This window comes from uncultured Plantibacter sp., from assembly GCF_963518075.1.
Taxonomy (GTDB): Bacteria; Actinomycetota; Actinomycetes; order Actinomycetales; family Microbacteriaceae; genus Plantibacter; species Plantibacter flavus_A.
In genome coordinates this window covers 57,825-78,734 of record NZ_CAUQHZ010000001.1, presented here as the reverse complement: position 1 = coordinate 78,734, position 20,910 = coordinate 57,825, and the positions used below count along the sequence as shown (strand labels likewise).

The window sequence follows — 20,910 nt, the reverse complement described above, 5'->3', positions numbered from 1 at the left end:
AGACAGTCACCCCCCCCGGGCATTGTGCACACGGGCAGCGCACGTGGTTGCCGAATTTGTGGTGAGAAAACCGTGACTCACGGTTAATGAAGCCGACACAGAACGGGCTGAAATGCCTGGTCAGATGAACTAATTGTCTCAAGAGCTTGGGAACAAGTTCTGCTGAAGTCGAGCCCGGAAACCCATCTGAGACCGAGTGCAAAACCGGCTCTGACCAGGCATTTGGAGCGGATGACGGGAATCGAACCCGCGCTATCAGCTTGGGAAGCTGAAGTTCTACCATTGAACTACATCCGCGTGGCGCCGGAGCGTCCTGAGTAATCGTACATGACCCGGCGGGCCTCCGTTCGGTCCCTGAGCTCGTCGAAGGGTGGGGTGTCCTCGTGTGCCCTTCGACAGGCTCAGGGACCGGGGCGAGTGTTGGCTCAGGGACCGGGGTTCGGCTCAGGGACCGGGGTTGGGCTCAGGGATCAGGGATAGCTCAGCGACCGGGGTCGGCTCAGTGAGCCGGGGGTGCGCGGAGCTAGGCTGGTTCACCGTTCCCCGAGCGGGACGGGATCGAGGGTGTGACGTGAAGCGCAGTGCAGGTGTCGTCGTGGCCGGCCTCGCCACCGTTGCCGTCGCCGGGTTCGGGGTCGCGAGCGCGATGGTCGCCCGACGCGTCATCGGGGCCGGACGAGTGCACTACAGCGAGGTGTTGCCGACCTCGTCGCCGACGACCGTGCGGCTCGAACGGAACGCTGCCACCGCGCTGCCGGGACGGTACGGGCTCGAGTTCGACGACGGCTCGCGGGTCATCGTCGGACCGGTGATCGGCCGCGAGACGACCGACGGGTCCGTGATGCGAGCGGTCGTCAACGGCCAGGTTCCCGCTGGGACGACCCGTGCGCGGTTCACCGGGGCGGCTGTGACACCCGCGGACTTCGGGGTGGACGAGGCGCGCGTGCCGAGGACGCCGTCGGGGGCATGGCGTTTCGAGACGCTCGTCGACGGCGACGCTCATGACGACACCTGGGTCGTGCACACCCACGGACTCGGGGCATCGCCACTGGCCACGCTTCGTTCGGTGCAGGCCGTGCGGCGGGCGGGTCTGCCGTCGCTCGTCACCTGCCTCGGGTCCGCGTTCGCCGAGCGTCGCTCGGGGGCTGACGCCACGGACGTCGACCGCGTCGTCGCGGCCATCGACGACGCCGTGGCGCTCGGTGCCCGTCGGGTCATCGTCTGCGGCTGGTCCTACGGCGCCGCCCTGAGCCTCGCGGCGGCACGCGAGCGCCCCGAGGTGGTGCAGGGCGCGATCCTCATCTCGCCGATGCTCGGCCTCAGCGAGACGGTGCTCCATGCGGCTGCGGTCGCCGGGGTGCCGCGGGCGCTCGTGCACTCGGCGCTCACCGTGCTCTCGACGCCGGTGCTGGCGCGATCGGCCGGGGTGCGCGGTGCGGTTCCGGTCCGTGCGCTGTCGGCCGGGCCGGTCGACGGCCTGCCGACGCTCGCGATCCACTCGCCCGGCGACACGACGATCCCCGTGGAGCTCACGCGGGCAGTCGCTCGGCGTTCACCCTCGTTCGAGCTCGTTGAGGTCGACGCGGCACCGCACGGGTTGGAGTGGAACGTCGCGCCGGAGGCGGTCGAAGCGGCAGTGCGGGAGTGGCTCGACGCGCGCTGATCGGGTGATGCTCGGTCCCGAGCTCGTCGACGGGCGGGGTGTGCTCGTGGGCTCAGGGACCGGGGTGGGGCTCAGGGGACGGGGTGGTTGAGGCGCAGAGGCCGGGGAAGTCAGCTCGTGTAGCGGTAGCGGGCGCCGGTGTGCTCCTCGGGGAGACGGTCACCACGGCCGTGGAGCTTGTGGCGCAGGCTGCCCTCGGCGTACTCCTCGGGGTAGGCACCACGACGACGCAGCTCGGGGATGACGAACTCGACGATGTCCTCGAAGGTGCCGGGCGTGATCGCGTAGGCGAGGTTGAAGCCGTCGACGTCGGTCTCCTCCACCCATTCCTGCAGGGTGTCGGCGATCTCCGACGCACTGCCGACGATCCGCGGACCGAGACCACCGATCGCCCCCATGCGCGCGATGTCCTTCACCTTGAACTCGCCACCCTCCTCGTTGGCCGCCTGGTAGTTGGCGACCGCCGACTGGATGGCGTTGCTCTTCACGTTGCCGATCGGCTCCTCCGGGTCGTACTGCGACAGGTCGATGCCCATCCAGCCCGACATGAACACGAGCGCACCCTCCTGCGACGCGTACTGCAGGTAGTCCTCGTGCTTCGCCTGGGCCTTCTCGCTCGTCTCGTCGGTGATGATCGTCAGCAGCGTGTAGATCTTCGCCGAGTGCCGGTCGCGACCGGCGGCCTCAAGGGCGTCGCGGATGCGGCCGACCGTCGCCTTCAAGCCCGCCTTCGTCGACGCACCGACGAAGATCGCCTCCGCGTTGCCGGCGGCGAACTGGATGCCGCGCGGCGACGCACCGGCCTGGTAGATGACCGGTGTCCGCTGCGTGGACGGCTCGGACAGGTGGATGCCGGGCACCGTGTAGTGCTTGCCGAAGTGCCCGATCTCGTGGACCTTCGTCGGGTCGGTGAACACGCCCGTCTCGCGGTCGCGCACGACGGCGTCGTCCTCCCACGAGCCCTCCCACAGCTTGTAGAGGACCTCGAGGTACTCGTCGGCGACGTCGTACCGCTCGTCGTGCTCGAGCTGGTCGTCGTGCCCCATGTTGCGCGCCGCACTCGGCAGGTACCCGGTGACGACGTTCCAACCGACGCGCCCCTTCGTCAGGTGGTCGAGCGTCGACATGCGCCGCGCGAACGGGTACGGGTGCTCGTACGCGGTGCCGGCCGTGACGCCGAAGCCGAGGTGCTTCGTCACCGCTGCCATCGCCGACACGAGCAGGATCGGGTCGTTCACCGGCACCTGCGCACCGTTGCGGATCGCGGCCTCGTTGCTGTCGCCGTAGACGTCGTAGGTGCCGAGGACGTCGGCGATGAAGATGCCGTCGAAGTTGCCTCGCTCGAGTAGTTGCGCCAGGTCCGTCCAGTAGGAGAGGTCCTTGTAGGTGCTCGAGCGGTCGTCTGGGTGACGCCACATCCCCGACGCCTGGTGGGCGACGCAGTTCATGTCGAAGGCGTTGAATCGGATCTGTCGGGTCATAGGCACGATCCTGCATCACGCGTCCCGGACGTCGCCTGGCAATCGGCCTCTCCCGTAACAGGGCGTCATCTAGGCCCCGGACATCACCTCTGCGACGTGTCCTCCGCCGCGATCGCCTCGGCGTACTCCTCGTCGCTGAGGGCACCGACCGTCGAGTGCCGGCGTCCGTACCCGAGGTAGAGCGCCGCGCCGACGAGCATCCAGATGAGGAACACGATCCAGGTCGTCCCGCCGAGCGACACCATCAGCCCGAGGCACATGACGATGCCGAGCGCGGGGACCACCGGGAACAGCGGGACGGAGTAGCTGCGATCGAGGTCGGGGCGTAGGCGACGCAGCAGGATGACGGAGAGGTTCACGAGGGCGAACGCGAACAGCGTGCCGATGCTCGTGGCGTCGGCGAGTTCGCCGAGCGGGATGAGGGCGGCGACCACGGCGACGACCGCTCCGACGATGACGGTCCCGGCGACGGGCGTCCCGCTGCGGCGACCGACGCGCGAGAACACCCGTGGCACCATGCCGTCCTGCGCCATCCGGTACAGGATGCGCGTCTGCCCGTAGTAGACGGTGAGCACCACGCTCGCGATCGCGATGACCGCGCCGATGGAGAAGAAGAGCGCGACGATCGGCTGTCCGGTGATCTCGGTGAGGATGCCGACGAACGCCGACTCGTCGTCCGCGAAGGCGGTCCACGGCCGGGCGCCGATCGCGGCGATGGCGACGAGGATGTAGACGGCGGTGACGATCACCATCGACAGGATGATCGCGCGCGGCAGGTCGCGTCGCGGGTTCGTCGCCTCATCGCCGGCGGTCGATGCCGCATCGAACCCGATGTAGGAGAAGAACAGTCGGCTGGAGGCTGCCGCGATGCCGGCGACCCCCATGGGTGCGAGCGGTTCGAAGTTGCCGAGCGAGAACGCCGAGAACGCGATGACGACGAAGACGAGCAGCACGGCGAGCTTCACGAACACCATGATCGTGTTCGCCCAGGCGCTGTCCTTCGCACCGCGGACGAGCAGCAGCATCGCGAGCAGGACGAGGGCCGCGGCCGGCAGGTTGATCAGTCCGTCGGCGACGCCGATCGGGTTCGCGAGTGCCGGCGGCAGTCCCAGGCCGAAGACCGCGAGCGCCTCGTTCACGTACTGCCCGGCGCCGACGGCGACCGCGGCGACGGAGACCCCGTACTCGAGCACGAGGCACCAACCGCACACCCAGGCGACGCCCTCACCCATGGTCGCGTAGGCGTAGGAGTAGCTGGATCCGGAGACCGGCACCGACCCGGCCATCTCGGCGTAGGACAGGGCCGACAGCAGTGCTGCGAGCCCGGCGACCGCGAACGCGATCCAGACGGCGGGTCCGGCGAGCGGGACGGCGGTGCCGAGGACGACGAAGATGCCGGTGCCGAGCGTCGCGCCGACGCTGATCATCGTGAGCTGCCAGACGCCGAGCGAACGGCGGAGCGACGTCCCGGATTCGGCGGGATCCGTCCCGAGTCGGACGAGCGGCATGCGCCGGCGCAGCTGCACGAGGAGCGGGAGTCGGCGATCAGTCACGGGTATCCATGGTAACCGCGGAGATCGGCGGAGCTTGCCGCGGTCACCGCACCGAGCTGCGCCGGACGACGAGTTCCGGCTTGAGCACGACCGTGCGGTGCTCGTGCGTCGCCGGCTCGTCGACCTCCTCGGCGAGCAGTCCGGCTGCGATCACGCCCATCTCCCGACCGGGCTGCGCGATCGTCGTCACCGGGACGGCACTCTCGGCGGCGTAGTGGTTGTCGTCGTACCCGGTGACGGCGATGTCGTCGGGGACGCTGATCCCGGCGGTGACGAGGTGCTCGATGCACCCGACGGCCAGTGAGTCCGCGGCGCAGACGATCGCGTCGGGCCGATCCGTGGCCGCGCGGTCGGCCAGCTGCTCACCGAGGATGCGGCCGACCCTGGTGGTGAGGCTGTGGGTTTCCGCGACCTCGAGCTCGACGCCGGCGTGCTCGGACACGGCGCGTCGCACGCCCGCGAGCCGGTCGGCGACGGCGTGCAGGTGGAGCGGTCCGCCGGCGTACAGCAGCCTGCTCCGTCCGAGTCCGATGAGGTGGCTCGCCGCGAGGTAGCCGCCGAACTCCTCGTCGACGATGACGCCGCAGGACTGCGCGGGATCGCCCGGCCAGTTCACGAACACCACCGGGCGGCCGTGACTGCGCACACGGGCCGCGCCCCGCTGTTCGCCGTCGAGTGGAGCGAGGATGATGCCGCGCACGCGGGTCTCGTCGAACAGGTCGAGGTAGTCGTTCTGGCGCTGGAGGTCGACGTCGCTGTTGGCGAGGAGGAGTTTCAGCCCGGCTTCCGCCGCTGCGGACTCGATCCCGCGCGCGATGTCGACGAAGAACGAGTTCCCGATGTCGACGAGCACGGCGCCGACGGTGTTGCCGGTCCCTTTCGCGAGTGTGCGGGCTGCGTCGTTGGGGACGAAGGCGAGGGCGTCGACCGCGGCGGCGACCTTCTCGCGCGTCGCGTCACTGAGCAGGTGGGGTCGGTTGAAGAAGTTCGACACGGTGCCGTGGGACACTCCCGCGCGCTCAGCGACGTCGCCCATGCGCGAGTCGCCCTGCTGCCCGCGCCGCGCTCTCGCTTCCGACATCTTCGCCCACCCTCGTCGTGATCCGCGTCGATCGGTGAATCGTTACCGATTCCACCTTGCGGATCGAGGCCAGTTTACCTAGTCTCATCACTTGACGCGCATCAATTGATGCGCGTCAACAACACACGGCACCGCTCGGGGCCTGCATTCAAGGAGGAATCGCAATGACACGACCCATGCGCCGGAAAGCCGTCCTGGCTCCGCTGGCCGCCAGCGCCGGAGCGCTCGCTCTCGTCCTCACCGGTTGCGGTGGCGGCGGTGGCTCGACCACGGCGACCTCGTTCACCTACCTCATCAACTCCGAGAACACGATGATCCCGGGGCAGATCACGGCCCTCAGCGAGAACCAGTGCAAGGCCGAGAACACGGCCCTGCCGCTCAAGGTGGAGACGGTCCCGCAGACGAACCTCGACCAGAAGCTCCAGTTGCTCGCCGGGCAGAACTCCCTCCCCGTCATGTACGCGGCGGGTAACGCGCCCGATCTCACCAAGACGCTCGACGGCTCCGGCAACGTGGTCGACTTCGAGCAGGCCCTCACCGACCTCGACGCGCTCGACGACATCGAGCCCGCGGCGATCAGCACCATCAAGGCGCTCTACGGCGGCAAGTTCAACGTGCTGCCCTACCAGTACAACATCGAGGGGATCTGGTACAACAAGCAGATCTTCGCCGACGCCGGCGTCGAGATCCCGCAGACGTGGGATGAGCTGGTCACCGCGGCCGACACCATCTCGAAGACGGGCGTCACCCCGTTCTCCGCGTCCGGGGAGCAGGGCTGGCCGCTCACCCGTCTCGTCGGCGACTACCTCTTCCGCGACCTCGGCGCCGACGCGCTCCAAAAGGTCGCCGACGGCGATGCGAAGCTCACCGACCCCGAGTACGTCGAGGCGGCAGCTGCCGTCGCCGACCTCGGCGCGAAGGGCTACTTCGGACAGGGCGTCGGATCGATCGACTACGACACGGCCGCGCAGCAGTTCCTCACTGGCAAGGCCGCGATGTTCTACATGGGCAGCTGGATCCTCGAGTCGATGAACGACGAGACGGCGAACCAGATCGGCATCGACAACGTCGGCTTCATGCCGTTCCCGGCCGTCGAGGGCGGCAAGGGGTCGATCGACGAGTACCCGGCGAACGTCGGCCTGCCGACGACCATGAACGCCAAGCTCTACGACGACAAGGTCGGCGACTGGCTCGGCTGCATCGCCGAGAACTACGGCAGTGCGGCGCTCCAGGATCAGGGGACCATCTCGGGCTTCAAGACGAACACTGAGGTGACCGGCGTCGCTCCGCTCACGCAGGAGATCCAGACGACGATCTCCGAGTCGACGTCGAGTGTGCTCTGGTTCGAGGCGCTGTTCTCAACGAAGGCGACGACCACCAGCCAGACGAACGCCGCACAGCTCGTGACCGGGGCCATCAGCCCCGAGGAGTTCATGCAGCTCGTCCAGGCGGACCTCGACAATTGACCCGCGGCGGGCGGCGACCTCGCGCCGTCGCCCGCCTCCAACCGCGGCTGCACACGGAAGTGACATGACATGAAACACGTACTCGGTGACAAGCGGGCGATCGCGATCCTGCTCGGTCCCGCCCTCCTCGTCTACACCCTGGTGATGCTCGTCCCCGTCATCTGGTCGCTCGGCTACACGGTCTTCGAAGGCAACGCCATCACCGGCTTCACGTTCGTGGGCGTGGACAACTTCGTGCGCGCGGCCGGCGATCCGAAGGTCTGGGACGCGGTCCTCTTCACGGTCAAGTACGCGCTGGTCGTCACGATCGGGCAGGTGTTCATCGGGTACCTGATGTCGCTCCTGTACGTGTTCGTCCTGAAGCGCTCGTCCGGAATCATCCGCACACTCGTGTTCTTCCCGGTCGTCCTGCCGACCGTCGCGGTCGCGCTCCTCTTCCAGAAGATGTTCGAGGTGGCACCCTCCACCGGGGTCGTCAACACGGTCATCACCAGCTTCGGTGGTGACTCCGTCGACTGGTTCGGCAGTGGCGCGAACGCCTTCCTCGTGATCGCGATCATGGACATCTGGCGCTCCATCGGCTTCTACGGGGTCCTGTTGTACGCGGGCATCGTCGAGATCCCCGAGGACACGCTGGAATCCGCCCGCCTCGACGGAGCGACCGGCTGGAGCCTCGTGCGCCACATCGTCATCCCGTTGTCGCTCCCCGTCCTGTTGTCGGCGATCATCTTCAGCATCAACGGCACCCTCAAGGTCTTCGACTCGATCATCGCGCTCACGAACGGCGGCCCGGGCAACGCGACGAGCCCCCTGACGCTGTACATGTTCCAGACGTCCTTCTCCTACGGCGAGTACGGCTACGGCAGCACCATCGCCCTGCTGCTGACGATCATCTGCCTCGTCGTGACCGTGTTCATCTTCCGTTCCTCGCGTCGCGACCTCACGAAAGCCTGAGCCGATGACCTCCAGCACCCTGCCCGCCACCGCGGTTCCCACGAAGACCCCCGAGCGCCGACCGCGCGTCTCACCCGGCGCCCGGCGCTTCCGCCGCGGACTGGTCAAACTGCCCCTGAACGTCCTCGTCGCGGTCATCCTCGTCATCACGATCTATCCGCTGTTCTGGCTGGTGATCAGCTCGTTCAAGACGAACGACGAGTTCATCAACGGTGACGCCTTCGCCCTGCCGTCCTCGATCGCCTGGGACAACTACATCGAAGCGTGGACCACCGGCAACATGGGCCAGTACCTCACGAACAGCGCGCTCGCGGTGTTCCCGGCGCTCGCGCTCATCATCGTCCTCGGGACCGCCGCCGGCTTCGCCCTCGAGGTCATGGTGTGGAAGGGCCGGAACGGCGTCCTGCTGGCGTTCCTCGTCGGCATCATGGTGCCGGGGCAGATGATCCTGCTGCCGCTGTTCACCGTCTACTTCCAGACCGGGCTCTCCGGCACGCTCTGGCCGCTCATCATCACCTACACCGCGATCGGCCTGCCGCTCACGGTGTTCATGATGGCGACCTTCTTCCGGGCGATTCCGCGCGAGGTCTTCGAAGCGTCGACCCTCGACGGCGCGAGCATCATCCGCTCGTTCTTCGTCATCGGGTTCCCGATGGTCCGGAACGGGATCTTCACGATCGCCCTCGTGCAGTTCTTCTTCATCTGGAACGACCTGCTCATCGCGCTGACCTTCACGAACAGCTCCGACCTCCGCACGATCCAGGTCGGGCTGCTCAACTTCACCGGCGAGTTCGGGGCCACGCAGTACGGTCCGCTGTTCGCAGCCATCTGCATCAACGTGTTCGGCACCCTCGTGCTCTACCTCGTGCTGAACCAGCGGGTGATGAAGGGGCTCACGGCGGGCTCCGTCAAGGGCTGATCCCTCAATCGCCGCCGTCCCCAGCGCCCTCGATCGCGCTTCCCACCACTCCGCTCACCCGGGTCCGTTCCGACCGGGAGAAAGGCTATGTCTCGCCATGACCACCTCCATCACCGCCACCACCGCCGACCAGGCCGGTCGGCCTCCTGCTGCCGCCGCCGAGCAGGTCACCGTGACCGCGCCACGTTTCGAGCACCTCCGTGAGCCGCTCGGCATCGGCGTCGCCTCGCCGCGGTTGTCCTGGAAGCTCACCGCTCCGTCCGGCTTCGAACCGTCCGCGTACCAGGTCGAGGCGGTGCGCGCCGGCAGCCGCAGGGAGGCGGAGCCGGTCGTGTCCTCCGAGCAGGTGCTCGTCGACTGGCCGTTCGAACCGCTCGCGTCGCGTGAGGCGGCCGTGGTGCGGATCCGGGTCCAGGATCGTGACGGTGCGTGGTCGGCGTGGAGCGAGTCGGCGACCGTTGAGGCCGGCCTGCTGGAGCCGTCCGACTGGTCGGCGGCGCCGGTGGGCGGCGCGTGGGAGGAGGACCCGGAGGCCGAACGGCGACCGTCACTCGTCCGTCGGGAGTTCTCGCTGCCGGACGACGTCGTCTCCGCCCGCCTCTATGTGACCGCCCACGGGCTCGCCGAGGTCGAGATCAACGGGAGCCGTATCGGGGCGGACGCCCTGGCGCCGGACTGGACCGTCTACGGCGAGCGCCTCACGTACCGCACCTACGACGTCCTCGACGCGCTGCGGGCGGGTGGGAACGCGATCGGGGCCTGGCTCGGTGACGGCTGGTACCGCGGCCGCATCGGCTTCCACGGCGGGTATCCCAACCTGTACGGGGCCGACCTGTCGCTCATCGCGCAGCTCGAGGTGACGCACGCCGACGGCACGTGCACGACGATCGCCACCGACGCCGACTGGACGGCCGGGTTCGGGCCGATCCTCCGCAGCAACCTCTACTTCGGCGAGCACTACGACGCGCGTGAGGAGGTGGCCGGGTGGTCGCTTCCGGGGTTCGACGGTGAGGGCTTCTCTCCCGTCGCCGTCGGGTCGCGCGACACCGGGACACTGGTGGCGCCGCAGGGGCCGCCGGTCCGGAACACGCAGATCGTCTTGCCGGTGGAGGTGACCACCTCGCCCTCGGGCGCCACGGTGCTCGACTTCGGGCAGAACCTCGTTGGTCGCCTCCGCATCCGGGTCTCCGGAGCGCGCGGGACGACCGTGCAGCTCCGCCATGCGGAGGTCATGCAGGACGGCGAGATCTACACCCGTCCGCTGCGTGGTGCCCTCGCGACCGACCGGTACACGCTGCGTGGTCCGGCATCCGACGCCGATGCCGCCGATGGCACCGATGGCCCGGATCACGTCGAGGTCTGGGAGCCGCGCTTCACGTTCCACGGATTCCGGTACGCCGAGATCACGGGATGGCCGGGCGCGTTCGATCCGTCGGACGTCGAGGCGCTCGTCTACCACAGCGACATGGAGCGCACGGGGTGGTTCGAATCGTCCGACCCGCTGCTCGACCGGTTGCACGAGAACGTGGTCTGGGGGATGCGTGGCAACTTCGTCGGCCTACCGACCGATTGCCCGCAGCGCGACGAGCGACTCGGCTGGACCGGAGACATCCAGGTGTTCGCCCCGACGGCGTCGTTCCTCTATGACTGCGCGGGGTTCCTGGGCGGGTGGCTGCGGGACGTGGAGGCGGAGCAGCTCGACGACGGGACCATCCCCTGGTACGTCCCGGTCATCCCCGGTGGCAGTGAGTGGACGCCGATCCGGCCGGGCGCGGTGTGGGGCGACGTCGCCGTCCTGACGCCGTGGACCCTGTTCGAACGGTTCGGAGACCGTGGGGTGCTCGCGACGCAGTACGAGAGCGCGAAGCGGTGGGTGGACCTCGTCGACCGTCTCGCAGGGCCCGGCCATCTGTGGAACACGGGCTTCCAGCTCGGCGACTGGCTCGACCCGGCTGCACCCCCGAACGATCCAGCCGATGCCGCGACCGACCGCTACCTCGTCGCGACCGCGTACTTCGCGTGGTCGGCGAAGCGACTGGGAGAGACGGCGGCCGAACTCGGACTGACGGCTGACGCCGAGCACTACGGGCGGCTCGCGGCAGCGGTCCGGGACGCCTTCGCCGCGGAGTACGTGCTCGACTCGGGCGAGCTGACGAGCGATGCGCAGACGGCGTACTCGTTGGCACTGGAGTTCGGACTGTTCCCGACTCCGGAGCAGCGGGGCTGGGCGGGTCGTCGGCTCGCCGAGCTCGTCGCCGCGGCCGGCAACCGCATCGCGACCGGCTTCGCGGGGACACCGCTCATCACGGACGCGTTGACCGACAGCGGCCACCTGTCGACCGCCTACGACCTGTTGTTCGAGGACGAGTGCCCGTCGTGGTTGTACACGGTGAAGCAGGGCGGCACGACGATCTGGGAGCGCTGGGACAGCCTCCGTCCGGACGGGACCGTGAACCCCGGCGGGATGACGTCGTTCAACCACTACGCCCTCGGGGCCGTCGCCGACTGGATGCACCGAACCATCGGTGGGCTCACGAGTGTCGCGCCGGGGTACCGTCGGGTGCGGATCGCGCCTCGACCCGATCCGCGGCTGACGTCGGCGGCGGTCGCGCATGAGTCGCCCTACGGTCGCATCAGTGTGTCCTGGCGGGTCGCCGGTGAGACGTTGGAGGTCGCCGTGGTCGTGCCCGTCGGCGTCACCGCTGAGATCGCCCTCCCCGGTGCGGAGGAGCAGGTGGTCGCGCACGGTGAGCACCGGTTCGTGGTGCCGGTCGTCACCGACTGAGCCCGGGGTCGCCCAGGCTCACCCGGTCTCGGCGAGCTCGGGTCTCGTCTCGTGTCGTCGGCCGTCGGGTGTGGTCCAGGTGAGGATGCCGCCGGGGTGGTGCTCGAGGTTCCAACCCGGCAGGTGTTTCAGCCGGTGATGATGTCGACAGAGACAGGCCAGATTGTCGACAGCTGTCGTGCCGCCGTCCTGCCAGGCGATCGAGTGGTCGAGGTCGCAGCTCCGGGCGGCCCGTCCGCAGCCCGGTGCCCGACACGTGGTGTCTCGCAGGCGGACGGCGCGCGCCAGGTCTGCCGGTACCCGGTACTGCTCGCGCCCGACGGACACGACGGCTCCCGTTTCCGGTTGGGTGAGGATGCGGGTCATGGAGGGGGCCGTGACGGCGAGTCGGGCGGCGGTGTCGGGGTCGATCGGGCCGTAGCCGTCGAGCACGCCGGGTTCGTCGGTGATGCCGAGGGTGGACAGGGCCGGGACGGTCATCTGGACGGTGGCCCGGATGCGGGCCTCGATGCCGACGGGCTCGGCGAGTAGGGGGTCGGCCCGGGCGGCGACCGCCTCTTCGACGATCCTGGCGGCGTCGTCGAGCGGCGCGGAACCGGGGAGCCACGTGAACGTCCCGGTCGTCTCCGGGTCGACCGGGATGGGACCGACGTCGTCGTGCACCGTTCCGGCGACGGCGAGCGACGCGAGGGCGTCGGCACGCAGCTGAGCGAGCGTGCGGGTGTCGCCGGCGATCCGCGCCGGGACCGCGACGGCGTCGAGGCGGTTCCTGATCGCGTGCGCCAGCGGGGCGGTGGTGAACAGGTGCAGCCAGGCCATGCCGTCGGCCGCAGCCTCGAGCTCGACACGGCGCTCGGTGATCGAGCGCGTGCGCCGGGCGGTGATCGATTCGGGGTGCAGTCGTTCCCGTACGACCCTCGCGCGCTGCCGGAGGCGTGCGGTCGTCGATCGGAGGGCGACGGGCAGCACCTGCTCCAGGAACACCGCGCGGCCCTCCGCCGGGACGTCGCGGAGTTGGTCGGTGATCGCGCGGGCGTGACCGCCGCTGATGGAACCCTGCGCGAGCGCCTCGAGCACGACGGGTGCGTGGTGGACGAGCGCCTCGGCGTCGCCGACCCGCGCCTGGAGCGTCGGCTCGGACATCCTCGTGGCGATCGCGAGCGACGCGCACATCGACCGCCTCGCGAGGTCGCGGGCGTCGGTCGAGGTGGTGCTCGCGGAGACGAGCGCTGACGCGGTCGCATCGGCGTAGGAGAAGGCCTCGGCCAGCAGCTGCGCCTCCTCGGCGTCGAGCGCCGCGCGGCGCCGGGCGAGGTCGACGAAGCGGTCGGTGAACGACGCCATCCGAGCGGCGAACACATCGCTCGGGTGTTCCGGGTGCTCCGGATACCCCGAGCGCTCGTGCACCTCGGGGCCCTCGAACGTGGCGGTCTCGGTCATGACTCCAGTCCAACATGGACCACTGACATTCGAGATGATCACGAGGATCCGGGCCGCTCTGACCCGCCCATCGCCTCGCACAGCCGACCGCCGAACACCAGGGCGAGCCCGCCGTCACCGGTGGCTCGTACGATGAGCGGGTGGGTATGCGTTCGCTGCTGAGTCAGCTGGCCGGGGGAGTCCGAGGAGCGGCGCCGGAGGGTGTCGACGAGCAGGCGGTCGTCCGCCTCAACGCCGAACGGCCCGTGCGCGAGGTGCTCGAATTGGCAGGCCGGATCGGTGAGTCGATGCTCGCGCTCGGGGCCGCAGCGGCCGAGGTCACCGACGCCATCCGTCGGGTCTGCCGCGCGTTCGACCTCGAATGCCAGGTCGACCTCACCTTCACCTCCATCCTCATCGCGCACGACGGGTCCGAGCGGTCACCTGGGGTCACGGTGCTGCGCGTCGTGCGTTCGCCCGCAGCCGACTTCGACCGGCTCGCGAAGGTCGTCGTGGTCGCCGAGGGGATCACCCGTCGCTCCGAGCCGATCATGACCGTCACCGACGTCGCCCGCGATGAGGAGGCGGAGGTGCTCGACGAACTGCACGCCCGCCTCGGCACCGCCCATCGCGACCTCGACCGCATCCTCACCGCCCGTCGCACCTACCGTCGCGGCTTCATCACCGTGCTGCTGTCGACCATGGCCGCGGCCGTCGCCGTCCTCCTCGGCGGCGGTGTGGTCTCGATGCTGCTCGCCGCAGCCACCACGGCACTCATCGACAGCGCGTTCCGGGCCCTGAACGTCTGGAAGCTGCCCGTCTTCTTCCTCCAACTCACCGGAGCGGCCATCGCCACGACGGTCGCCGTCCTCATCTCCATCCTCAGCCCCTACGTCCCGGCGGACCTCTCCGCGCTGCCCCCAGCCCTCATCGTGGCGTCCGGCATCGTCGTCCTCCTCGCCGGCGCTTCGCTCGTCGGGGCGGCCGACGACGCGATCAACGGGTTCCCCGTCACCGCAAGCGGACGCCTCGTCGAGGTGATGCTCCTCACCATCGGGATCGTCGTCGGTATCGGTGGGGTGCTCGACCTCGCCCGACGACTCGGCATCTCGCTCGTCCTCTTCGACCTCCCCGTGAGCCCCTGGCCGGTCGCCGTGCAGATCGTCGGAGCGGCCGTCGCCTCGGCAGCCTGGGCGATGGCCTCGTACGCGGCCCTCCGCGCGGCGTTCTTCGCGGGCGTGACCGGCGCCATCGCGTTCTCGGTGTTCGTGTTCGTCTCCGGCAGCGGCGTCGCCCCGGCGGCGGCCAGTGCGCTCGCCGCACTCGTGATCGGGTTCGCTGCGGAGGCGCTCGGCCCGCGGCTGCGGATCCCGGCGATCATCCTGACGATCTGTGGGATCGTCCCACTGCTGCCCGGGCTCGCGATCTACCGCGGCATGCTCGCCCTCGTGAACGGCGAGCAGGGCTCTGAGGGCTTCGAGCAGCTCCTGCAGGCGGGGCTCACCGGCCTCGCGCTCGCCGCGGGCGTCACCTTCGGCGAGATCCTCGCTCGCCGCTCGGGTGTCTCCGGCCGCGTGCTGTTGCCCGGGTACATCCGGCGCTCCAAGCGCCACCCGCGCTGAGCGGGGCGATGTCACCCAGGGACTGGTTGACGCGGCTCAGGGACCGGGGTTCGGCTCAGGGACCGGTCGGCGCGGCCGTCCGCTGCCGGGCCTGGGGCTTCGCCGCGGACGTCAGGAACGACGCCAGGACGACGACGGCGAGCACGACGATCATCGCGCCGCGCAGACCGAAATGCTCCCCGAGGAACCCGAGCAGCGGCGGCCCGACGAGGAACGCGACATAGCCGGCCGAAGCGACGGCGCCGACGGTCGTCGTCGGATCGTCGCTCTCACCCGCCGCGGAAAGGGTCACGGGGAAGCCGAGGGCCGCTCCGAGCCCCCAGAGCAGGACCGCGAGCCCAGCGACGAGCACACTGTCGGAGAAGACGACGAGCGCGATCCCGACCGCCGACACCAGCGCGCTCACCCGCAGCACGTTGGCCTTGCCGAAGCGGGCGAGGAGCGGTTCGCCGGCGAAGCGACCGATCGTCATGGCGAGCGCGAACCCGGCGAAGACGATCGAACCGACGGCCGCCGTGGTTCCGTGTCCGTCGACCATGATCAGCGGCAACCAGTCGCCGGCGGCGCCCTCCGCCAGCGCGAGGGCGAGCACGATGAGTCCGAGGAAGATCACGCGCTGCTGTCGCCACACCGCGAGCTGCGCGCGGATGCCGGGGGAGCCGACACCCGTGTCCGCCTGTCGTCCGGTTTCGGCCGGGATCTTCGGGATCGCCCAGAGCAGCGCCGCCAGCGCGACGGCTGCGACGATCAGCAGATGGATCGTCACCGGGAAGGCGATCGCCGTGAGCGCGATGCCGGCCACCGAGCCGATGACGGACCCGAGGCTGTAGCAGCCGTGGAGCACGGGCAGGATGGACCGTCCGGACAGCTGCTCGATCATCGCCCCCTCGATGTTGATCGCGATCTCGGCGAGGCCGAAGCCCAGGCCGATGCCGATCAGACCGATGAAGACGCCGACGCCCTGCCCGGCACCCGCCATGAGGGCGAGCAGTGCGAGCCCGATGACGAACGCGGCCCCGCCGATGACGATCGGGCGACGCGCACCGAACCGACGGACGAGGGCCGCGGAGGACAGGATGCCCGTCATCGACCCGACGGAGATCCCGAAGAGGATGAGTCCCATCTCGGCGGTGCTCGCGTGCACGAGGTCGCGGACCGCGGGCGTGCGGACGATGAACGACGACAGGCCCACCCCGACGGTGAGCATGAAGACGAAGATCGCCCCGCGCCGCCGCCGAAGAGGGGCGGACAGCGCGGGGCGGGGGTTCGCCTGACCGGCGCGAGCACTCATGCTCCGAGCCTAGAGGCGGTGGAACTGCCGGCTGGCAGGAATCAGAGGATCAGCCCGAGGGGTTCTCGACGGGATCGCCTTCGGGGTCGGTCCCCGTCTCGGGGCGGTGCTCCCCTCGGACGGGCCGACGAGGAAGGATCAGCCCGAGGGGTTCTCGACGGGATCGCCCTCGGCGTCGGTCCCCGTCTCGGGATCGACCTCCTCGGGCTTCGTCACGGCCTGCTCGATGTCGTCGTCGTGTGCGCGCTGCGCGTCCGACTCGGGTCCGTTATTCGACATCGCCACGCCATCCCTGCCCGGTCTGACCTTCGGTCTCGACGAGCTGCTTGAAGTTGCCGAGGTCCTTCTTCACCGCATGTCCGGCCACACCGACGGCGGAACCGAGGTGCTCGAGGAGGCCCTTGGGCTCCCAGTCCAGCTGCACGGTGACGCGCGTCTTGGCGTCCTCCAGGCGGTGGAAGGTGACGACGCCGGCGTGGTCCGCCTCGCCGCCCGTGCTGTTCCAGGCGACGCGCTCGTCCGGGTGCTGCTCGGTGATCTCCGCTTCGAAGGTGCGGGTCTGGCCGGCGACGCTCACCGTCCACTCGGTGAGGGTGTCGGTGACCTGCGTGATCGACTCGACCTCGTCGAGGAACTTCGGGAAGTCCTCGAAGCGGGTCCACTGGTTGTAGGCGACGGAGACGGGAACGTCCACGTCGATGGTTTCGATGATCTGCGTCATGGGCGCCATCCTCTCTGGTGCTGCGGTACCTGCACGGGTCTCGTCCGGAAAGCCCGGACGCGACTGCGACGGTACGCGTGCAAGCTGCGATTCCGGGGGCATGGCCACAGGCGCTGCAACCTGTTACCCTGCCCGTCGCGACGCGTGCCCTCGCTCAGAGTTGGAAGCGGTACCCCATACCGGCCTCGGTGAGCAGATGGCGGGGGGTTGCCGGCTCCGGCTCGAGCTTCTTCCGCAGCTGCGCGATGTAGAGGCGCAGGTAGCCGGTGTCGGTCACGTGCGTCGGACCCCAGATCTCCGTGAGCAGCATCTGTCGGGTCACGAGCTTGCCGGCGTTCCGGATGAGCAGCTCGAGCACCTGCCACTCCGTCGGCGTCAGGCGGACGGTGACCGGGGTCGCACCAGCGGTCTGCCTGGTGACCTGCTTCGCGGCGAGGTCGACCATGATGTCGCCGAACCGCACGGTGGGTTCCGCCTCGGCACCGGGGACCCGTCGGGTGAGCGCTCGGACCCTGGCGAGCAGTTCGTCGATCGCGAACGGCTTCGTCACGTAGTCGTCGGCTCCGGCGTCGAGCGCCTCGACCTTGTCCGTCGAGCCGGCACGACCGGACACCACGAGGATCGGCGCGTCGGTCCAGCCGCGGAGGCCCTCGATCACCTGCCGCCCGTCGAGCCCGGGCATGCCGAGGTCGAGCAGGTACAGGTCGGGCCGGTGCGTCGTCGCGGCGTTGAGCGCAGCGGTGCCGTCCTCGGCCGTGATGATCTCGTAGCCGCGGGCGGTGAGCGTGATGCGCAGGGCCCGGAGGATCTGCGGGTCGTCGTCGGCGATGAGGATCTTCATCGAGCGCTCCCCTCCTGGTCACGTGCCGCCGGCAGCGACACCACCATGGTGAGACCCCCACCCGGCGTGTCCTCCGGTTCGAGTGTGCCACCCATCCCCTCGACGAAGCCCTTCGACAGCGCGAGTCCCAGGCCGAGACCGGTGAGGTTGTCGGTGTCGCCGAGCCGCTGGAACGGGACGAACACGTCCTCCCGCCGGTCGGGTGCGATGCCAGGGCCGTGATCCACGATGCGGATCTCGACGGCGTCGCGGAACCCGCTCGTCGCGATCCGGACGGGGGTGTCGTCGGGACTGAAACGCTGCGCGTTCGTCAGGAGGTTCACGATGACGCGCTGGAGGAGGCCGGCGTCCGCGAGGACAGGTGGCAGGTCCGGTGCGAGATCGAGCTCGGCGTCGTGCGGGCCGATGCCGAGTTCGTCGAAGGCCGGCAGGATCGCGTCCTCGACGTCGATCGGTGCGACGGTCACGGCGAGGACACCGGCCTGGAGGCGACTGACGTCGAGCAGGTTGGTGACGAGGGACGCGAGCGTGCGCAGGCTGTCGTCCGCGGTCTCGAGGAGGTCGCGGCGGTCCGCCGTGGTGAGCTCGACGTCGGTCGCGCGCAGTCCGGTGACGGCGGCGGTCGCGGCGGCGAGGGGGCGCCGGAGGTCGTGACTGACCGCCGAGAGCAGCGCGCTCCGCACCCGGTCGGTCGCGGCCAGCGGGCCGACCTCCTGGGCGGTGGCGCGTAGATCGGTGTGCTCGAGCGAGGCGTCGAGCTGCGCTGCGATGACGGCGAGCAGGCGGCGGTCGGAGGCGGCGAGCACCCCGCCGTGCAGTTCGAGCACCGCACGGGTGCCGATCGGGATGCTCGTGAAGTCGCCTCCGCGGGTCGGTTCGCCGTCGACCGCGAGGACCTGCTCACCCGCGACGAGGCGCACCCCGGCGAGCGAGAAGGACTCACGGGTCCGGCTGACGAGTGCCTGCAGGGCACCCTCGCCGCGGAGCACGCTGCCCGCGACCGTCGCGAGCAGCTCGGACTCCGCGGCCGCGCGCCTGGCCGTGCGAGCCCGCCGGGCCGAGAGGTCGACGACCCCGCTCACGATCACCGCGATGACGACGTAGAGCACGAGCGCCACGAGGTGCGCCGGATCGTCGATGGTCACGGTGTAGAGCGGTTGGACGAAGACGAAGTCGAGCGTGACCCCGGACAGGACGGCCGCGAACACCGCCGGCCAGAACCCGCCCACGAGCGCGACGAGCACGACGAGCAGCTGGTACGACAGCACCTCGCTCGTGATCGACTCCTCGGTGCGGGCGAGGTGGAGGAGCCAGGTGACGAGCGGCCCGCCGATGAGCGCGAGCGCGAAGCCCGCGATGTGGCGCCGTGCGCTCAGGGCGCCGCCGAGCTTCGGCAGTCGGAACCGGCCGCCCGCCGCCTCGTGGTTGACGATGTGGACGTCGATGTTGCCCGACTCACGGATGACCGTGTTGCCGATGCCGGGCCCCGTGACCGCGGCGGACAGGCGACTGCGCCGGCTGACGCCGATGACGAGCTGCGTCGCGTTCGCCGCTTTCGCGAAGTCCACGAGCGCACGGGGGACGTCGTCGCCGACGACCTGGTGGAAGGTGCCGCCGAGGGTGTCGACGAGCGCTCGCTGCTGCGCGAGTGCGCCGGGGTTCGCGGTGCGGAGGCCGTCCTGCGTCGTCACATGCACGGCGATGAGCTCACCGCCGGAGGAGCGGGCTGCGATCCGGGCGCCGCGCCGGAGCAGGGTCTCGCCCTCCGGTCCGCCGGTGAGGGCCACGACGACCCGCTCACGCGCCTCCCAGGTGCTGTCGATGCCGTGTTCGGCGCGGTAGTCGCGGAGGGCGGAATCGACCTCGTCGGCCAGCCACAGCAGCGCCAGCTCGCGCAGTGCCGTGAGGTTGCCGAGACGGAAGTAGTTGGACAGGGCGGCGTCGATCCGCTCGGCCGGGTAGACCCGGCCGCCGGCGAGGCGGTCGCGGAGGGCCTGTGGAGCGAGGTCGATGAGTTCGATCTGGTCGGCCGCCCGGAGCACGGCGTCGGGGATCGTCTCCCGCTGCGGCACCCCGGTGATCTGCCGGACGACGTCGTTGAGCGACTCGATGTGCTGGATGTTCACCGTCGAGAGCACGGAGACACCGGCGGCGAGCAGGGCCTCGACGTCCTGCCAGCGCTTGTCGTTCGTGGAGCCGGGGGCGTTCGTGTGGGCCAGTTCGTCGACGAGCGCGAGTCCGGGGCGGCGCGCGAGGACGGCCTCGAGGTCCATCTCGTCGAGCGTCACGCCCCGGTGCTCGACGCCCCGACGCGGCAAGGTCTCGAGCCCCTCCGTCAGGGCGGCGGTCGCGGCCCGGCCGTGGGTCTCGACGACCGCGACGACCACGTCGACGCCCTCCGCGGCGAGACGGTGACCCTCCTCGAGCATCGCGTAGGTCTTACCGACGCCGGGGGCCGCGCCGAGGAGCACCCGGAGTCGTCCGCGCTGCATGGGTTATCCGTTCAGTCGGGCCACGGCGAGGTTGAGCTGCAGGACGTTGACCGTGGACTCCCCAAGGTAGCCGAGGTCGGGACCCTGCGTCAGGCGCTCGACGAGGGCACGGACCTCACCCTCGTCGAGGCCGCGCTCGGCGGCGACGCGGGGAACCTGCAGCAGCGCGTAGGCCGGGCTGATGTGCGGGTCGAGGCCGGACGCGGAGGCCGTCAGCGCGTCGGCGGGGATGCTCGACGGATCGACGTCCTCGAAGGCGGCGATGGCAGCGCGGCGCTCCTCGATCGATGCGACGAGGTCGGTGTTCTCCGGCCCGAGGTTGCTGCCGCTCGACGCGCCACCGTCGTAGCCGTCGCCGGCCGCCGACGGACGCGACTGGAACCACTGCGGCAGCGGTTCGCCGTCGGCGTCGGTGAACGACTGCCCGATGAGCGCCGAGCCGACCGTCTCGCCACCCTCGGTGACGGCGGATCCGTTCGCCTGCCAGGACATCGTCGCCTGCCCGATGCCGGTGACGATGAGGGGGTAGCCGACGCCGAGGACGACGGTGAGGGCGAGCATGGCCCTGATGGCGACCCAGTACTGGGCGATGCCGCTGCGGGAGGCACTCATGATGATCTGT

At 69.8% G+C, this 20,910-nt stretch carries 16 protein-coding genes and 1 tRNA gene; 6 read left to right on the top strand and 11 right to left on the bottom strand.

Annotation, left to right across the window (positions count from 1 at the left end):
- Positions 1-223: 223 nt before the first annotated feature.
- Positions 224-297 (bottom strand) — tRNA-Gly (locus tag RWN05_RS00365).
- 274 nt (positions 298-571) lie between these two features.
- Here RWN05_RS00365 and RWN05_RS00360 point away from each other — a divergent pair.
- Positions 572-1,663 (top strand): alpha/beta hydrolase, encoded by a 1,092-nt coding sequence (locus tag RWN05_RS00360; RefSeq protein WP_314137774.1) that lies wholly within the window; start codon positions 572-574, stop codon positions 1,661-1,663.
- Between the two features lie 110 nt (positions 1,664-1,773).
- Here the strand turns inward: RWN05_RS00360 and RWN05_RS00355 are convergent, their stop codons facing one another.
- The 3 genes from RWN05_RS00355 to RWN05_RS00345 form a co-directional block, all read right to left on the bottom strand.
- Positions 1,774-3,144, bottom strand: coding sequence for an LLM class flavin-dependent oxidoreductase (locus tag RWN05_RS00355; RefSeq protein WP_314137773.1), 1,371 nt, complete (start codon positions 3,142-3,144; stop codon positions 1,774-1,776).
- A gap of 83 nt (positions 3,145-3,227) precedes the next feature.
- A complete protein-coding gene (locus RWN05_RS00350) occupies positions 3,228-4,652 on the bottom strand; it encodes an amino acid permease (RefSeq protein ID WP_314138580.1) in 1,425 nt (474 codons plus the stop codon).
- Between the two features lie 88 nt (positions 4,653-4,740).
- Positions 4,741-5,778, bottom strand: a complete 1,038-nt coding sequence (locus RWN05_RS00345) for a LacI family DNA-binding transcriptional regulator (protein WP_240555659.1) — start codon at positions 5,776-5,778, stop codon at positions 4,741-4,743.
- Between the two features lie 164 nt (positions 5,779-5,942).
- On the opposite strand from RWN05_RS00345, the gene RWN05_RS00340 reads away from it, so the two are divergent.
- The 4 genes from RWN05_RS00340 to RWN05_RS00325 all read left to right on the top strand — a co-directional run bounded on the left by RWN05_RS00340 (position 5,943) and on the right by RWN05_RS00325 (position 11,902).
- The gene (locus RWN05_RS00340; protein WP_071261691.1) at positions 5,943-7,244 is read left to right on the top strand and encodes an ABC transporter substrate-binding protein; all 1,302 of its coding nucleotides are present in this window, start codon (positions 5,943-5,945) and stop codon (positions 7,242-7,244) included.
- A 69-nt stretch (positions 7,245-7,313) separates the two neighbouring features.
- Positions 7,314-8,198, top strand: a complete 885-nt coding sequence (locus tag RWN05_RS00335) for a carbohydrate ABC transporter permease (protein ID WP_071261693.1) — start codon at positions 7,314-7,316, stop codon at positions 8,196-8,198.
- A 4-nt stretch (positions 8,199-8,202) separates the two neighbouring features.
- Positions 8,203-9,117 carry a carbohydrate ABC transporter permease gene (locus RWN05_RS00330; protein WP_071261694.1) on the top strand — a complete coding sequence of 305 codons (915 nt, stop codon included), beginning with the start codon at positions 8,203-8,205 and terminating at the stop codon, positions 9,115-9,117.
- A 97-nt stretch (positions 9,118-9,214) separates the two neighbouring features.
- Positions 9,215-11,902 (top strand): alpha-L-rhamnosidase, encoded by a 2,688-nt coding sequence (locus RWN05_RS00325; RefSeq protein WP_079001062.1) that lies wholly within the window; start codon positions 9,215-9,217, stop codon positions 11,900-11,902.
- A gap of 18 nt (positions 11,903-11,920) precedes the next feature.
- Here the strand turns inward: RWN05_RS00325 and RWN05_RS00320 are convergent, their stop codons facing one another.
- Positions 11,921-13,342, bottom strand: a complete 1,422-nt coding sequence (locus tag RWN05_RS00320) for an HNH endonuclease signature motif containing protein (RefSeq protein ID WP_071261696.1) — start codon at positions 13,340-13,342, stop codon at positions 11,921-11,923.
- A 146-nt stretch (positions 13,343-13,488) separates the two neighbouring features.
- Here RWN05_RS00320 and RWN05_RS00315 point away from each other — a divergent pair, with 146 nt between their 5' ends.
- The gene (locus tag RWN05_RS00315) at positions 13,489-14,943 is read left to right on the top strand and encodes a threonine/serine exporter ThrE family protein (protein WP_082915996.1); all 1,455 of its coding nucleotides are present in this window, start codon (positions 13,489-13,491) and stop codon (positions 14,941-14,943) included.
- A gap of 55 nt (positions 14,944-14,998) precedes the next feature.
- On the opposite strand, the gene RWN05_RS00310 is transcribed toward RWN05_RS00315, so the two are convergent.
- The 6 genes from RWN05_RS00310 to kdpC form a co-directional block, all read right to left on the bottom strand.
- Entirely contained in the window at positions 14,999-16,234 is a 1,236-nt protein-coding gene (locus tag RWN05_RS00310) for an MFS transporter (protein ID WP_314137768.1), read from the bottom strand.
- A 138-nt stretch (positions 16,235-16,372) separates the two neighbouring features.
- Positions 16,373-16,513 (bottom strand): hypothetical protein, encoded by a 141-nt coding sequence (locus tag RWN05_RS00305; protein ID WP_153303361.1) that lies wholly within the window; start codon positions 16,511-16,513, stop codon positions 16,373-16,375.
- Positions 16,503-16,955 carry an SRPBCC family protein gene (locus RWN05_RS00300; RefSeq protein WP_071261699.1) on the bottom strand — a complete coding sequence of 151 codons (453 nt, stop codon included), beginning with the start codon at positions 16,953-16,955 and terminating at the stop codon, positions 16,503-16,505. Before RWN05_RS00300 ends, RWN05_RS00305 begins: the two co-directional genes overlap by 11 nt.
- 154 nt (positions 16,956-17,109) lie before the next feature.
- Positions 17,110-17,796, bottom strand: coding sequence for a response regulator (locus RWN05_RS00295; RefSeq protein ID WP_071261701.1), 687 nt, complete (start codon positions 17,794-17,796; stop codon positions 17,110-17,112).
- The gene (locus RWN05_RS00290) at positions 17,793-20,288 is read right to left on the bottom strand and encodes a DUF4118 domain-containing protein (RefSeq protein WP_071261702.1); all 2,496 of its coding nucleotides are present in this window, start codon (positions 20,286-20,288) and stop codon (positions 17,793-17,795) included. The genes RWN05_RS00295 and RWN05_RS00290 overlap by 4 nt, the downstream gene beginning before the upstream one ends.
- A 3-nt stretch (positions 20,289-20,291) precedes the next feature.
- A complete protein-coding gene (kdpC, locus tag RWN05_RS00285; protein WP_071261704.1) occupies positions 20,292-20,900 on the bottom strand; it encodes a potassium-transporting ATPase subunit KdpC in 609 nt (202 codons plus the stop codon).
- Positions 20,901-20,910: the final 10 nt, after the last annotated feature.